Below are 14516 nucleotides of genomic sequence, written 5' to 3'. Positions count from 1 at the left end.
TAACGCCAATGCGACTCGCCCTGCCGAGGCCTACAAAATCGGGATATTCTGCCGTTAATGAATACATTGAAGTAATAGGCCTGTCTTCCATGCTAAGCAAACGATTGACCATTCATGCCCTCGCGCTGCCGCTGCTTGCCGCCTTATGCGGCTCGTTGCGCGCCGCCGAACTGGGCGAGATCAAGGTCAATTCCCACGTTGGCCAGCAGCTTTCGGCGGATATTGAACTGGTCGACCTGACGGCGGCCGACCTGGCCGATGTGCAGGCAAAGCTGGCAAATCCAGACGTCTTTAAAGGCGCCAACGTGGCGATGCCGCCCGCGCTCAGCGGGCTGTATATTTCTATCGCCAGGCGCGATAACAAGCGCTTCGTGCACTTGACCACGCTGCAGCCGGTGCATGCCGATGCTTTGCACTTGTTCCTGGAGTTGAATAGTGGAGGACGGCAGATCATCCGCGCTGCCTCGATCTGGCTGACGCCGGAGCCGCCAGGGCAGCGGACAGTCAATCTAGCTGCGACGCCGGCTGCGGAGCCAATGCCTGCTGTTGCTGCTGCTGTTGCTGCGAAACCCGTCGTGCCGGATAACGGCGAGGCCGGATTGAGCGAGGCGGCGCAACGCGCCTTCGCGCACCGCCAGCAAGTCGCCTTGGCGAAGGCCCAGCAGCAGGCCGCCAATCCGGCACCGCAGGCGGCACCGCTTCCTGTGCCGAAGGCCGAGGCGAGCCGCGCGACCGAGGCGCCGCCGCCTTCCCGCAAGCCGACCGCAAAGCCCGCAGCCTCACCTGCGCCAATTGCCACTCCGCCTGCCAGCGCATCTGCCCAATCCTGCGCACCTGCCAAAGTGGTAGAGGCCCAAATCCGGCAATGCGAAGCCATGACAAGCAAACTGGCTGATATCGAAAGCAAAGTGCAGCGCCTGCAGACTGCCGTGGTGGCGCCCGCCGCCGTTGCGGCTGTCGCCAGCGCCACACCTGGGCCGGCGCCCGTACCCAAAACCGAAGCGGTTCCAGCGCCGGCCAAGCCAGGCGCAGCACCCGGCAAACCCGGCGCGACTCCAGTCAAGCCAGGTGTCGCCGCGGACCTGGCGGCCAACCCACGCAGCCGGCTGATGATGATTGCAGGTGGCGTGCTCGCCGGCCTGGCAGCACTTGCAGGCCTGATCTACTTCCTGCGCAAACGCCAGGCGAAGGGTCCGTTAAAGATCTGGCAATCCTTCCGCAGCAAGGGGAGTACGGAAGATGATGTGCCAGTCCTGGAAGACGCGGTGGAGGTTGCTGCACACTAGTAACTACCGTTGCATTCCAGTGCTGGACAAGATTTTTTTACCTGCGTTATACTGGGTTCACACGGACCGGGTTCTGCCGCAGTCACCACCGATAGTGTGACGCGAACCGCAGAGCGACGTTGATGAAACGACCCCTTCCGGAAGCAGTTCATAGCCGACTGAGGCGATCTGAACGCCGGGTGCAACCGGCGCTGAGGCGACACCAGGAGATACCTGGTGCTCGCCCCTCCCAATTCCAAGGCGCCCCAAGCGGGCGCCTTTGTTTTGTCCGCATTCGTTCCTGACCCCAAGGTGGGCAAAATAAAAAAGCGCCCGGAGGCGCTTTCTTTGCGTTTGCTGGAATCAGCCGTTCAGGCGATCCTGCCAGGCATCGGTCACGTCGCGGATGGCGCGGTCGTTGGCCATGATCTGTTTCAGCAGTTCAATCTTGCGCTGGCGGGCATCGCCCTGCAGCGGAGCCGCACCACCCATCAGGGCTACCGAAGTCGCTGCGCACTGGTTTTCCATGCGGTCGAGCGAATCCCAGTCGCTGGCTTGCGCGGCGCCTACCATCTGGCTGGTCAAACCGGCAATTTTTTCGTAGGTAGCGAGAACTTGGGTCGAGGACATTTTGAGCCTTGGATTCTGTGCGCGGAGTACCGCATGTCAGGATTAACGTCAGGCTCGGAAGGGACTTTAGGGTCGTTTTGAAAAATAATTGGAAAATTCCCAAAAAAATTGCCGTTGCGCCCCCATCCCAAGGGTCGCAACGGCAAATCTCAAGCAAAGCGGTCAGGAGATCAGTTCGTCGAGGCCGGCGCTCAGTTCATCCAGCGATGGCATTTGATCAATCAGGGCGTTTTCTTCCAGCCCCAGGCTTTCGGCCACTGCGCTTGGATAGCAGGCAGCGATTTGTTCTGGGGTCAGTTTGTTCTCATCAACGCGGGCGCGCCAGCCAGCCAGGTGAATCACCGCAGCCAGCTCGTTCTCACCCGGATTGGGGATGGCGGCAATGGTTTCGGCGAAGGTCGGCGGGAATTTCCAGCGGCTGGCCAACTCGGCACCGACGTCGGCATAGGTGTAACCCAGCGCGGCTTTTTCGGTGTCCAGGCGGCGCTCATCCAGCGGGCCGGCTTCCTTGTCGAGCGCTTTGGCCTGCTCAGGCATGCCGGCGTGGATCACGAGCTGGCCGATCGCATGCATCATGCCGATGGTGAAGGCGAGGTCGGTGTTTTGCTTGCAAGCCTTGGCGATGAATTTGGCTCCCACCGCGGTGCGCAGGCTGTAGCGCCAGAACTGGCGCAGGTCCATCCCGGGCACGGTCTTGAAGCCGCTCACCAGCCCGGAGCTGATCACCAGGGTGCGCACGGTGACGAAGCCCAGCATCAGGATGGCATCTTCCACGGTGCCGATCGAGCGCGACACATGGTAATAGGCGGAGTTGGCCAGGCGCAGCAGCTTGGCACTCAGCACCGGGTCGGCTGACAGTTTCTTGGCGATTTCCTCGGTGGAGACGCTGGCCTTGTCGAAGCTGCTGATCAATTCGTCAACAACCTTCGGGGCGGTTGGCAACGCAGTTGGATTCTGGAACAGTGCTTCGAGCTTCATGAAAAATCTCCTCTAAATTCGGCGTTGCTGTGGGTGAAACTATATAGCGATTCCAGAGGGGAGTGCAGCAAGTTTTTCGACAAACGTTGACAGGGCCGCACAGCATTCCCAGCTTTTTGCATTTGATCCCCGGAATTTGCAGTCTGTCGCAATTGGGCGATGCTGCGCCTGTGTTGCCGTTAGAGTGCAACCTGGCTCATTCCGCCACTTATAACTAGATAGGGATACAAAAAATGCAAGCATCCACTCGCGTCACGCCGCTCAAGCTGGCCATTACCCTGGCCTTCTGTGGAGCCGCTTTCGGGCTGGCCCCGGCGATTGCCCAACAGGCAACCCCGGCCCCAGCCGCGCAAACGCAGGACGCCGCCCCGCTGCCGGGCGACGATTTCTTTGGCCATGTGAACGCCGAATGGCTGGCCAAGACCCAGATCCCGGCCGACAAAGGCAGCTGGGGCGCAGGTTCCGCCCTGGGCGACGCGACCAATGAGCGCATCGTCAAGCTGATCGACGAAACCGCTGCCAAGTCGCCCACCGGCGATACCCGCCGCGTGACGGACTTCTATCGCAGCTTCATGGATGAAGCGGCCATCGAAGCGCATGGCCTGAAATCGCTCAAGCCGGAGCTGGAAAAGATCGACGCCATCAAGGACAAGGCCGCCCTGGTGCGCGCGCTGGCCGCTTCCATCCGCGCCGACGTGGACCCGTTGAATTCCACCAATTTCTACACCGAGAACCTGTTCGGCATCTGGATCGCCCAGGGCCTGACCGACCCGAACCACTACACCCCCTACATCCTGCAAGGCGGCCTGGGCATGCCGGACCGCGCCTACTACCTGGACGACAACCAGCGCATGCACCAGTTGCGCACCGCCTACCAGGCCCACATCGCCGCCATGCTGAAACTGGCCGGCTACAGCGAACCGGAAGCCCGCGCCGCGCGCGTTTATGAACTGGAGCGCAAACTGGCGCAGGCCCACGGCAGCCGTGAAGATTCCGCCGATATCCAGAAAGCCAACAACAGCTGGACCATGCGTGACTTCGCCGCCAAGGCGCCTGGCATGGACTGGCGCGCTTTCTTCCGCGCCGCCGGCCTGGGCAAGCAGAACAAATTCATCGTCTACCACCCGAGCGCGATCACCGGCAGCGCAGTGCTGGTGAACGAGATGCCGCTGCAGGCCTGGAAAGACTTCCTGGCCTTCCACACTGTGAATCACTTCGGCGGCTTCCTGCCGAAAGCCTTCGTCGACCAGCGTTTCGAGTTCTATGGCCGCACCATGAACGGCACGCCGCAGCTGTCGCCGCGCTGGAAGCGCGGCCTGGGCGCAGTCAATGGCGCGCTGCCGGATGCTGCCGGCAAGATGTACGTCGAGCGCTACTTCCCGGCAGAAGCCAAGGCACGCCTGCAAACCATGGTGTCGAATATCGTCGACTCCTTCCGCAAGCGCGTCGATGCGCTGGACTGGATGGCGCCGGCCACCAAGAAGGAAGCGCAGGAAAAGCTGCGCACCCTGTATGTGGGCGTAGGCTATCCGGACAAATGGACTTCCTACGAAGGCCTGGAAATCAAGCCTGACGACGCAATGGGCAACGCGCTGCGCGCCGAGCAGTTCCACTACAAGCAGCAACTGGCAAAACTGGGCAAGAAAGTTGATCCAACCGAATGGTGCATGCCGCCCCACGTGGTGAACGCGGTGAACATGCCGATGCAGAACGCGCTGAACTTCCCGGCCGCGATCCTGCAGCCGCCGTTCTTCGACATGAAGGCCAGCGATGCGCTGAACTACGGCGCGATCGGCGCGGTGATCGGCCACGAAATCAGCCACAGCTTCGACGACCAGGGCGCCCAGTTCGACTCCAAAGGCCGCCTGCGCGACTGGTGGACCAAGGAAGACGGCGAGCACTTCAAGCAAGCTGCTGCCAAGCTGGTAGCGCAGTACGACTCCTATGAAGCCTTCCCCGACCTGAAGCTGAACGGCACACTGACCCTGAGCGAAAACCTGGCCGACCTGGCCGGCCTCGCTGCAGCGCTGGATGCCTATCACGTTTCGCTGGGCGGTAAAGTCACCCCTGCGCAAGACCGTGATTTCTTCAATGGCTACGCCGCGAGCTGGGCCAACAAAGCGCGTGACGCCTCACTGCGCAACCAGGTCATGACCGACGGCCACTCGCCGGCAAAGTGGCGCACTTACACCGTGCGCAACCTGGACGCGTGGTACCAGGCCTACGACGTGAAGCCGGGGCAGAAGCTTTACCTGGCGCCGGAACAGCGCGTGCGCGTCTGGTAAAGTAGGGGAATGGACGACATCGAGCAGATCACCCGCCGCACGCTGGAGCATTACGAGCGCAATGCGCAAGCCTTCCTGGAAGGCACGCGCGACCACGACGTAAGCCAGAACATCGCGGCGCTGCTCGATGCGATTGAAGGAACACCTCCGTTCCGCATTCTTGATTTGGGCTGCGGCCCCGGCCGCGACCTGCGCACCTTCAAGTCACTTGGGCATGAGCCGGTCGGCCTCGACGGCTCGGCTCACTTCGTGGAGATGGCGCAGCGCTGGAGCGGCTGCACCGTACTGCACCAGGATTTTGTCGCGTTGGACTTGCCGGCTGAATCGTTCGACGGCATCTTCGCCAATGCATCCCTGTTCCACGTTCCCAGTGCCGTATTACCCGCTGTAATCGCGCACCTGCTTGCAGCGTTAAAGCCGCGCGGCGTGCTGTTCAGCTCCAACCCGCGTGGCCACAATGAAGAAGGCTGGAACGGCCCACGCTACGGTTGTTACTACGATTTTGAGACCTGGTCGGAAGTGCTCACCACGGCAGGCTTCGAACCAGTCAACCACTATTACCGCCCGGCAGGCTTGCCGCGGGACCAGCAACCATGGCTGGCTTCAGTCTGGCGTAAAGGTTAGTTCTGTTAGCTTGCGTACAGTGGCTCTCGATGCCTGTTCGTATGATTTGCTCGTCGCACTTTTTTAATGAGGAGTGGATCATGAACAAGGACCAAGTGAAGGGCAAGGCTAAGGAAATCGGCGGTAAGATCCAGGAGGAAGCCGGTGAACTGGTGGGCAGCTCGAAGCAGCAGGTGAAGGGTGTCGCCAACCAGGTCGAAGGCAAGCTGCAGAAACAGCGCGGCGACCTGCGTGAAGCGATCGACGACGCCACTGACGAGCTGATCGACCGAGGCAATCGCCAGTAATAGCTGCCAAGGGCCAGGATGCACGAGGTGCACGCTGGCCCTTTTCTTTTTTGCTGATAGGTCAGTCAGCTGCCGATGGTGACATACGACTCTACCCCGACATGCTCATCGAAGGCCGCTCTTTCCGCATCGCTCATTTTGGAGCGCGCATATCGCAAGGAATATCCGCCGTGGAGCTTGCCCTCATCATTGATCATCCAATCTTTGACTTCGCTATCTGGCACTTCAATTTGGTCCCCCACAAGGTATTCTTTGAACCCTGAAGGCAATTCAAAAATCTCGCCGACAAATCCGACGCTATCGTGAGAGACAACAGACAGCCATATATAGGCGCGGTAGTCGGGCTCCGAAAGCAACGTTTTCACCAGAGGGAATTTCTGCTGTGAGGCGTCGACGAGCAAATGTCGAAATTCTCCCAACGTATCTTGTGCAGCGACGATCGTCGCTTGAAATTCCTCATTATCCTTGCTGACGAATGAGAATCGTGCCCCGGGGTCCAAATCGGGCTTTCTGCCTAATTTGCGCCTCAGCATCTGCCAATCGTACCAACAATTTTCCGGATCAAGATCCGCATACCCGCGACTTTCCGCCATCGATTCGAAATGTTCTTTGGAGACCATCATGACGGAGGCCTTATCCCTGAGGGCGAGTACCTCATCCTCATCGAGCGGACTACCCTTCTCGTCTTCCATATTCACCAACAGCACGCCAAGTGCTGGGATAAATAGAGGAACCAGTTCTTCGTTGCTCATATTGTTCAGTCCTAATGCCCGTCTTGATTGCTGGATGGGCAATTGTAGATGAACTTGTTCATCAAGATGAGCCAAGGCTTATTCCTCTCCGGCAGGTACGCCGAGCGGGAACATGTGCCGGTATGGCTTCGCTTCCGCCCAGCAGCGGACAAATGAAGGGCGTTCGCGCAGGCGGCGCAGGTAGGCCACGACGTGTTCGTGTTTTTCGGGAATCGGGTGCGACCAGTGGGCGTACAGCAGGAATGGGGCGGCGCCGCAGTCGGCCATGCTGAACTCTTCTCCGGCAGCCCAGGTGCGGCTTGCCATGATTTTGTCCAGCCAGGCGTAGGCGCTATCGAGCTTGCGGCGTGCTTCGGCCACGCCATGCGGGTCGCGTGCACCCTCGGGGCGGAGCACGTCGGCGACCAGCTTTTGCTGCGGTGTGGCGATGTGGTTGTCGAAGAAGCGGTCCATCATGCGTACTTCCAGCGCGCCTTTGGGATCGGCGGGCAGCAGCTTGACCGGTCCCGGATAGTAAAGCGCCAGGTGCTCGATGACGATGCTGGCCTCGACCACCATGCGCTCGCCGTCCAGCAGGATGGGGAACTTCTGGATTGGCCAGATTTGGGCGAACTGCTGGCAGTTGCTGGCGTGGTCGGGTGACAGCATGCGGTACTCGAACGGCGTGCCGTTTTCATAGAGCGCAATCAGTGCTTTCATCGAATAGGAAGAGAGGGGATGGTAGAACAGCTGCAGGGACATGATGCCTCCGTCGGTAGTGGGTGATCGTATCACTACGACGGATGAGGCATTCCTAATTCGACAGTGCTCCGCTTATTTCATGTAGGAGATTAATAGGATCTCCAGGACGAAGCACACCATCAATATGCCAACCATCCAGTTTGCAATGATCCTGGATGCGCGATCTTCATCACTCAAGGATCTTGATAGCCATTGTTTCATTGGTGACCTCCTGATATGGACTGAGTTTGACATGCCCTGGCTTAATTGCAAGCAAGCTCAAGCGAAAGGTGGACTTTGTAAAGTACGAACGCGGCAACAACGACTGCAATGATGGAAGTGCATAAGTTGGGATAATGCCGCGTCCACGGCAAAGAAAAAGCCCGCCGGCTTGCGCGGGCGGGCTGGCAGGCGAGGGCGCTTGCCCGGGCCTTAATTCGATTCCGGTTTCAGGTGCTTGCGGAAGAAGGCGTCGATGTAGGTTTGCACGTGGCGCTTGGCGAGGCGGTTCGACACGCCGTGCTTGGCGCCCGGGTAGGTCATCAGCTCGAACTGCACGCCGCGGTTCACCAGCGCGTCGATCATCTTGGTGGTATTGGTGAACAGGACGTTATCGTCCGCCATGCCGTGAATCAGCAGCAGCTTCGACTTCAGGCCATCGACGTGGTAGAACACGTTCGATTGCTTGTAGCCTTCCACGTTGTCGCTTGGACGATCCATGAACTGCTCGGTGTAATGCGTGTCGTACAGGCCCCAGTCGGTCACCGGCGCGCCGGACACGCCAGCGGCGATCTTGTCCGAACCTTGCGACAGCAGGCGCAGGGTCATGAAGCCGCCGTAGCTCCAGCCGTACACGCCAATGCGCTTGGCGTCCACGAACGACTGCTGGCCCAGCCAGTCGATACCGGTCAGCTGGTCTTCCACTTCCACCTTGCCCAGGTTGCGGTAGATGGCGTCGGTGAACACCCGTTCGCGGCGCGAGGAGCCGCGGTTATCCAGGCGGAAGACCACATAGCCTTGCTGCGCCATGTACTGGTCGAACTGCGCGCCATCCCACTTGCGGGTCACGTGCTGCGAGTGCGGACCGCCATAGGTGGACAGGTAGACCGGATACTTCTTGCCGGCGTCGAACTTGTACGGCTTGATCATCGAGTAGTACAGGGTCTGGCCATCCTTCGCCTTCATATTGCCGAATTCGACCGGCAACTGGTCCGGCTTGTACTTGAAGTAGGGATGCGACTCGTTGACTTCATTCTTTTCCAGCCAGCTCACCAGCGCGCCGTCCGGGCGGCGGATCGCCACTTGCGGCGGGGTTGCCGGGTCGGACCAGGTATCCACGAACACTTCACCGTGCTTGGAGAAGGACGCATCGTGCCAGCCGTCCGCCTGGGTGATGCGCTTTGGCTTGTCGGCAGTGGAACCATCCAGCTTCAGCTCGTAGACCTGCTTGTCGTAAGCCGCATCCTTGTTGGAGGAGACCAAGACCTTGCCAGCCTTCTCGTCGACAGCCAGCACGTCGTCGAAGCCCCACTCGCCTTTGGAGATGGCGTGTTTCAGCTTGCCGTCCATGCCGTAGAAGTACAGGTGGTTGCGGCCAGTGCGCTCGGACGACCAGATGAAGCCCTTGCCGCTTTCGAGGAAGCGCAGGTCGTCATTGATGGTGGTCCAGGTCTGCGCGGTTTCCGCCAGTACCGGGCGCTGCGCCAAGGTGGCCGCGTCGACCGCAATCAGCTCCAGCGTCTTCTGGTCGCGCGACTGGCGCTGGAAGAACAGCGACTTGGAATCCTTGCTCCAGTCGGCACGCACCAGGTAGATATCCTTGTTGGCGCCCAGGTCCACCTCGCGGATCTCGCCGCCGGCAGGCGAGACGATCTTCAGGCCCACGATGGCGTTCTTGTCGCCGGCGGCTGGATAACGCTGCTCCACCACATCGGTGCGGTCGGCATAGATCTCGAAGCGGCGTGCCACCGGCACCTGCGCTTCATCGTACCAGCGGAAGGCGATCGCGGAATCGTCCGGCGCCCAATAGTAGCCGGTGAATTGGTGCATCTCTTCCTGTGCCACGAACTCGGCCTCGCCGTTATGCACGGTGCCCTTGCCGTCGGTGGTCAGCTGGCGTTCCTTGCCGGTCGCCAGGTCGATCACGAACAGGTTCTGGTCGCGCACGAAGGAAACGTATTTGCCCTTGGGCGAAATCTTCGGATCGATCACGCTGCCCGATGCCACCAGGCGCGCGCTGTCAGGCTTGGACAGGTCCACCAGGTACAGGTTGCCGGCCAGCGGCACCAGCAGTTGTTTGCCATCCGGCGACCAGTTGTAGGAAATGATGCCTTTCAGCGCCGCGGTGCGGGCGCGTTCGCGCAGCGCTTTTTCAGCGTCGGACAGGTTCTCGACCGGGACCAGGGCCTTGGAGTCGACCAGACGGCGCGTGGTCTTGTCCTTCATATTGTATTCCCACAGGTCCATCTGGTACTGGTCGTCCGCGCGGGCGCGCAGGAAGGTGACGCGGGCGCCGTCCGGCGAGACTTTGAGGGCACGCACGCCGGGGCCGGATAAGGCCGGATCGGCGTACAGGCGATCCAGCGTCAGGCGTTCGGCGGAAGCAGTACCGGCGGCCAGCAGGGCTGCCAGGGTGAGGATAAGGCGCATTGTTTGTCCCGGAATGGTTTACTTACGAATCGCAAGACAATACCAGAACCCTCTCCCGCGGATATTCGGAATGCTAAGCCCTATGCCGTTTTTCCTTCGGCCACCCGGGAATTCGACAGTGTGCGCAAATAGGCTGTGAGCAAAATGGCAGCAATCGTCAGGCCAAGTACCAGCCCGATCCAGAAGCCGGCCGCCGCCATTTCTTTCCCCAATCCCAGCAGGCAGCCGACCGGCAGCGCAAAGACCCAGAAGGCCAATAGCTGGATCAGCATCGGCCCGCGCGTCACCTTGTAGCCGCGAATCGCGCAAGCCGCCGCCACTTGGGTTGCGTCGGGCAGCTGGAACAGCGCGGCAAACAGCAGCAGGGTGACGCAAGTCTGCTGCACGGCGGCATCGCTGGTGTAAGCGGCCGCGATCTCATTGCGGAACAGGGCAATGAAGGCTGCCGACACCACCGCAAACGCCAGCGACATGCCGAGCCCGACCCACGACGCCGAACGGGCGCGGTGCGCATCGCCTTCGCCCAGCGCCTGGCCGACGCGCGTCACCATGCCGATGCCCAGGCTAAGCGGCACCATGAATACCAGCGACGAAAAGTTCAGCGCAATCTGGTGCGCCGATTGTTCGATGACGCCGAAACGGGCCACCAGCAGGGCCACCGCACCGAACGCGCTGACCTCGGCGAAGTAGGTGACGCCGATCGGCAGGCCGAGCTTCAGCATGCTGCGGATTTCCGGCCAGTGCGGCCACTCCCAATGGGTGAAAGGGAAGGTGGCGCGATAGGCCGGCGAAATGCGCATCCACAGCAGCATGGCGCCTAGCATCAGCCACATGCAGATGCCGGTCGACACCGCGCAACCCACGCCGCCCATGGCCGGCAGGCCCCAATGGCCAAAGATCAGCAGCCAGTTGACGAAGACATTGAAGGCGAGCCCGAACAGGGCGATCACCATCACCGGCTTGGTCTGGTTGATACTGGTGCTGTAGCCATACAGCGCACGGTAGCAGGCGAACGGCGGCAGGCCGATGCTGATGAAGTGCACAAACAGGGACGCGCGCTGGTTCACTTCCGGCGCCAATTGCAGGTGGTCGAACAGCAGGGTGCACAGGTTGGCCAGCACCATGGCGAGCAGGCCGACGCCCAAGCCTTTCCACAAGCCCTGGCGCACCAGGTGTGGAATGCGGTGGTAGCTGCCGGCGCCCACTTCATGCGCCACCAGCGTGTTCATTGCCATCATGGTGCCCATCACGGTTACCAGTACGATGGACCAGATCGCGGCGCCGGTCGACACCGCAGCCAGCTCGGAAGCCCGGGTGTGGCCGGTCATCGCCACGTCCGCCACCGCCATGCCGACAGTGGCGAGCTGCCCAATCAATACTGGCCAGGCCAATTTCCATAATGCTGTTGCTTCGTTGCGTAAATTGGCGGTCAAAATCGTGGTTGGCATGTGTTGCGCAGTAGGAATTTGTTACAAGGTAGGGTAGTCTAACGGCCTTTGCGCCGCGTTAGAGCGCTTAGGATGCCTGAATACCGGAGATTTAGTAATGAAGAATACCTTGACCGCCGCTTTCCTGCTGGCCACTTCCCTTCTTGGCCAGGCCGCTTCGGCTGGTGAAATGCAGCTCTTCTCGCGCGAAGACTTCCGCGGCCAGCGCGTGGTGATCGCCGACGGCGCCGCCAACGATTTCCGTGACTTCGATTTCAACGATCGCGCCTCGAGCCTGGTGGTACGTTCCGGGACTTGGGAGCTGTGCGAGCACGTGAATTTCCAGGGCCATTGCGCCGTGTTCGAGCGCGGCGAATATCCAAACCTGCGCCAGTTCAACAATAACTTCTCGTCCGCGCGCGAGATTGACCGCCGCCGCGACCGGGACCACGGTGGAAGCGGGGGCTGGGGCCGTGCAATTCGCGGCGACCGCGACGACCGTTGGCAAGAAGAGCGCCGTGAAGAGCGTCGCGAAGAACGCCGTGACTACCGCGAAGAGGCGCGCGGCCCGGCGGTGGAACTGTTCAATGACAACGGCTTCCGCGGCCGCGTCGTGCAGATCAACAATGACCTGAACACCATGCGCAACGTCAATTTCAATGACAACGCCAACTCGATGGTCGTCAACTACGGCACCTGGGAAGCCTGTGAGCATGCTGATTTCGGCGGCCAGTGCCGCGTGTTCGCGCCAGGCCGTTACCCGGACCTGAGGGACTTCAGCGACCGCATCTCGTCGATCCGCCGCGTCCGCTGATCGCCACATGCCCCCGAAAAAACGCGCTTCCCAGCGCGTTTTTTTTCGTTGGTGCGGCGCGCGTATTTTGCGCAACACCAGATTTGAAGCGGCTTCCCGGCCTGTGTTAGCATTGCTTTCTAGTACTAATAGTTGTGAGATAGAAATATTAATAGTGACTATTAGACAAAAATAGACGATGCTAACAACCCGAGGGAAGAATGAAATTCAACAAACTGATTTTGGCTGGTGCCGTGAGCATGGCATTGGCCGCATGCGGCGGTGGCGGCAGCGATTCGAACAGCGCGGCGCCACCGGTGCAGACGTCGCCGGTTTCGGTAGTATTTAACGGTACGGCAGCCGTGGGCGCCCCACTGGCCGGCAGTGTGACCGTCAAGGATTCGAAAGGCGCCACCAAGGTCGCCCAGATCGGCGACAACGGTGCTTACTCGGTCGATGTGACCGGCATGACCGGCCCGTTCGTATTCCGCGCCTCGGGCATGGCCAATGGCCGTACCTACACGGTGCACTCAGTCGCCACCAGCGCCGACGCCACCGGCAAGATCAATATCACCCAGCTGACCGACCTGATTGCCGCAAACGTGGGCGGCCAGCTCGCAGCCGACTATTTCGACCAGTTCGACAAAAACGCTGCCACCGCAACTGCAAGCACGATCGATGCCGAAGTCGCCAAGCTGAAAGAAAAGCTGCAGCCTATCCTGACCGCGCTGGGCGTCGATGCCAATGCCGACCTGCTGCGTACCCCGTTCACCCCGCTGACCAGCCCGCTTGATAAAGCCCTGGACGCGATCCAGGTGTCGGTCGATACTACCACCTCCGTGGCAACCATCAGCACCACCGCCAATGCCTCCGTCATCACCGACGACCTGAAGCAGAAGGCCACCGCCGAAACCAACCCGCTGAAACTGGCTGCGGACAATATCAGCACTGCGACTACCGATGCCCCGCTGGTGAAGAAAGCGCTGACCGACTTTATCGGCCAGTTCGCCAACGGCCAGCCGACCGTTGAAGCGCTGCTCCCATTTGTTTCCGACGGCTTCCTCCACGATGACGTGGGCGCCAAGGACTTCCTCCGTCAGCTGGTCAGCGAAACTGTACTGGTAGGCGCGACCTTCAGCGATTTCGAGATCCACCAGGTCGATTACAGCGATCCGGCCAAGGTCACTGCACGCGTGTCGTTCACTGTGAAGACCAAGGGCGGCCAGATCCTGGACCGCCTGGAAAACTGGAAAATCCGCAAGAGCCCGACCGACGGCGTATGGCGCCTGCACGGCAACCAGCGTGCGCTTGAACTGGAAGCGTTTGCCAGCATGACCAAGCTGGTTAATGCCGGCGGCACCTGCTACCGCACCGGCCTCAACTTCAACATCGTTGACCGCAACCCGGCCAACAACACGACCGCTGGCCTGGTCGACCACATCGTAGTAATGGGCCCAGGCTTGCCGCAGGCAGGCCTGCGCTATAACGTGGCAGGCTGGGGCCAAGAGTGGCGCAACACCGTCAATTCGTCGACCACCTATGTCATGGGCACCGACTGCAGCGGCACGATTTCGCCGATGGGTGATGATGGCATTGCGCGCCTGCCTGACAACGCGGCCTATGTGCTGACCGCGTACGACGCATCCAATGCCAAGCTCTCCTTCGCTTCCGGCAGCGCCGACGGCACTTACGTGCTGAAAGTACAGCGCCGTCCACTGAACCTGAGCGAAACGAAAGCCAGCACCGGCTTCCCGACGCTGTCGGAGCAGAGCCTGGCAGCGCTGGCGAGCTTCAGCACCCGCGACCTCACGCTGGCAGTCTCCGGCGTCAATCCAGGCACGGTGACCTGGCTCTCCATCTGGGAAGAAACCTCGCTGATCGGCAACGGTCTGGAATCGACCGAATCGCCGACTGCGGCAGGCACTTTCAGCACCAATTTCAAGCTCACGGCACTGGCAGCAGGCGAGACAGTCAAGGCGCGTTCGGTGCGGATCGAGTCCACGGATACTTACCGCCGCTATATGCAGACCGTATATAACCGCTAAGCTGCGGCTACTCCACGACAAGAAGCGCCTTCAATTTGAAGGCGCTTTTTTTTGGCAATGT

The 14516-nt window shown here is 60.5% G+C and carries 12 protein-coding genes; 6 read left to right on the top strand and 6 right to left on the bottom strand.

The annotated features are described in order from the left end of the window. Positions 1-104: 104 nt before the first annotated feature. Positions 105-1286, top strand: a complete 1182-nt coding sequence (locus ASE26_RS16720; protein WP_057246589.1) for a FimV family protein — start codon at positions 105-107, stop codon at positions 1284-1286. Positions 1287-1628: 342 nt separating this feature from the next. Here the strand turns inward: ASE26_RS16720 and ASE26_RS16715 are convergent, their stop codons facing one another. Beyond that, a complete protein-coding gene (locus tag ASE26_RS16715; RefSeq protein WP_055936956.1) occupies positions 1629-1895 on the bottom strand; it encodes a flagellar protein FliT in 267 nt (88 codons plus the stop codon). A gap of 162 nt (positions 1896-2057) precedes the next feature. Next, a complete protein-coding gene (locus ASE26_RS16710; protein WP_057246588.1) occupies positions 2058-2873 on the bottom strand; it encodes an HDOD domain-containing protein in 816 nt (271 codons plus the stop codon). 233 nt (positions 2874-3106) lie between these two features. Here ASE26_RS16710 and ASE26_RS16705 point away from each other — a divergent pair, with 233 nt between their 5' ends. The 3 genes from ASE26_RS16705 to ASE26_RS16695 all read left to right on the top strand — a co-directional run bounded on the left by ASE26_RS16705 (position 3107) and on the right by ASE26_RS16695 (position 6069). Next, positions 3107-5158 carry a M13 family metallopeptidase gene (locus tag ASE26_RS16705; protein WP_082507560.1) on the top strand — a complete coding sequence of 684 codons (2052 nt, stop codon included), beginning with the start codon at positions 3107-3109 and terminating at the stop codon, positions 5156-5158. Between the two features lie 9 nt (positions 5159-5167). Continuing rightward, positions 5168-5782 (top strand): bifunctional 2-polyprenyl-6-hydroxyphenol methylase/3-demethylubiquinol 3-O-methyltransferase UbiG, encoded by a 615-nt coding sequence (locus ASE26_RS16700; RefSeq protein ID WP_055936963.1) that lies wholly within the window; start codon positions 5168-5170, stop codon positions 5780-5782. Between the two features lie 80 nt (positions 5783-5862). After that, positions 5863-6069: a CsbD family protein gene (locus ASE26_RS16695; RefSeq protein WP_055936965.1), complete on the top strand. Its 207-nt coding sequence runs from the start codon at positions 5863-5865 to the stop codon at positions 6067-6069. A 65-nt stretch (positions 6070-6134) separates the two neighbouring features. Here the strand turns inward: ASE26_RS16695 and ASE26_RS16690 are convergent, their stop codons facing one another. The 4 genes from ASE26_RS16690 to ASE26_RS16675 all read right to left on the bottom strand — a co-directional run bounded on the left by ASE26_RS16690 (position 6135) and on the right by ASE26_RS16675 (position 11638). Continuing rightward, positions 6135-6896 carry a DUF2314 domain-containing protein gene (locus ASE26_RS16690; RefSeq protein ID WP_229208169.1) on the bottom strand — a complete coding sequence of 254 codons (762 nt, stop codon included), beginning with the start codon at positions 6894-6896 and terminating at the stop codon, positions 6135-6137. A 3-nt stretch (positions 6897-6899) separates the two neighbouring features. Beyond that, complete coding sequence (locus ASE26_RS16685) at positions 6900-7562, bottom strand: glutathione S-transferase family protein (protein WP_057246587.1); 663 nt, start codon at positions 7560-7562, stop codon at positions 6900-6902. A 411-nt stretch (positions 7563-7973) separates the two neighbouring features. Then, positions 7974-10190, bottom strand: a complete 2217-nt coding sequence (locus ASE26_RS16680; RefSeq protein ID WP_057246586.1) for a S9 family peptidase — start codon at positions 10188-10190, stop codon at positions 7974-7976. Positions 10191-10270: 80 nt separating this feature from the next. Then, the gene (locus tag ASE26_RS16675) at positions 10271-11638 is read right to left on the bottom strand and encodes an MATE family efflux transporter (protein WP_057246585.1); all 1368 of its coding nucleotides are present in this window, start codon (positions 11636-11638) and stop codon (positions 10271-10273) included. Positions 11639-11735: 97 nt separating this feature from the next. On the opposite strand from ASE26_RS16675, the gene ASE26_RS16670 reads away from it, so the two are divergent. After that, a complete protein-coding gene (locus ASE26_RS16670; RefSeq protein WP_055936980.1) occupies positions 11736-12431 on the top strand; it encodes a beta/gamma crystallin-related protein in 696 nt (231 codons plus the stop codon). A 200-nt stretch (positions 12432-12631) separates the two neighbouring features. After that, the gene (locus tag ASE26_RS16665; protein ID WP_055936985.1) at positions 12632-14455 is read left to right on the top strand and encodes a hypothetical protein; all 1824 of its coding nucleotides are present in this window, start codon (positions 12632-12634) and stop codon (positions 14453-14455) included. The last annotated feature ends 61 nt before the right edge of the window (positions 14456-14516 follow it).

Origin of the sequence: Duganella sp. Root198D2, from assembly GCF_001428585.1 — a bacterium.
Classification (GTDB): Bacteria; Pseudomonadota; Gammaproteobacteria; order Burkholderiales; family Burkholderiaceae_D; genus Rugamonas.
This window is presented reverse-complemented; position numbering and strand designations above follow the sequence as displayed.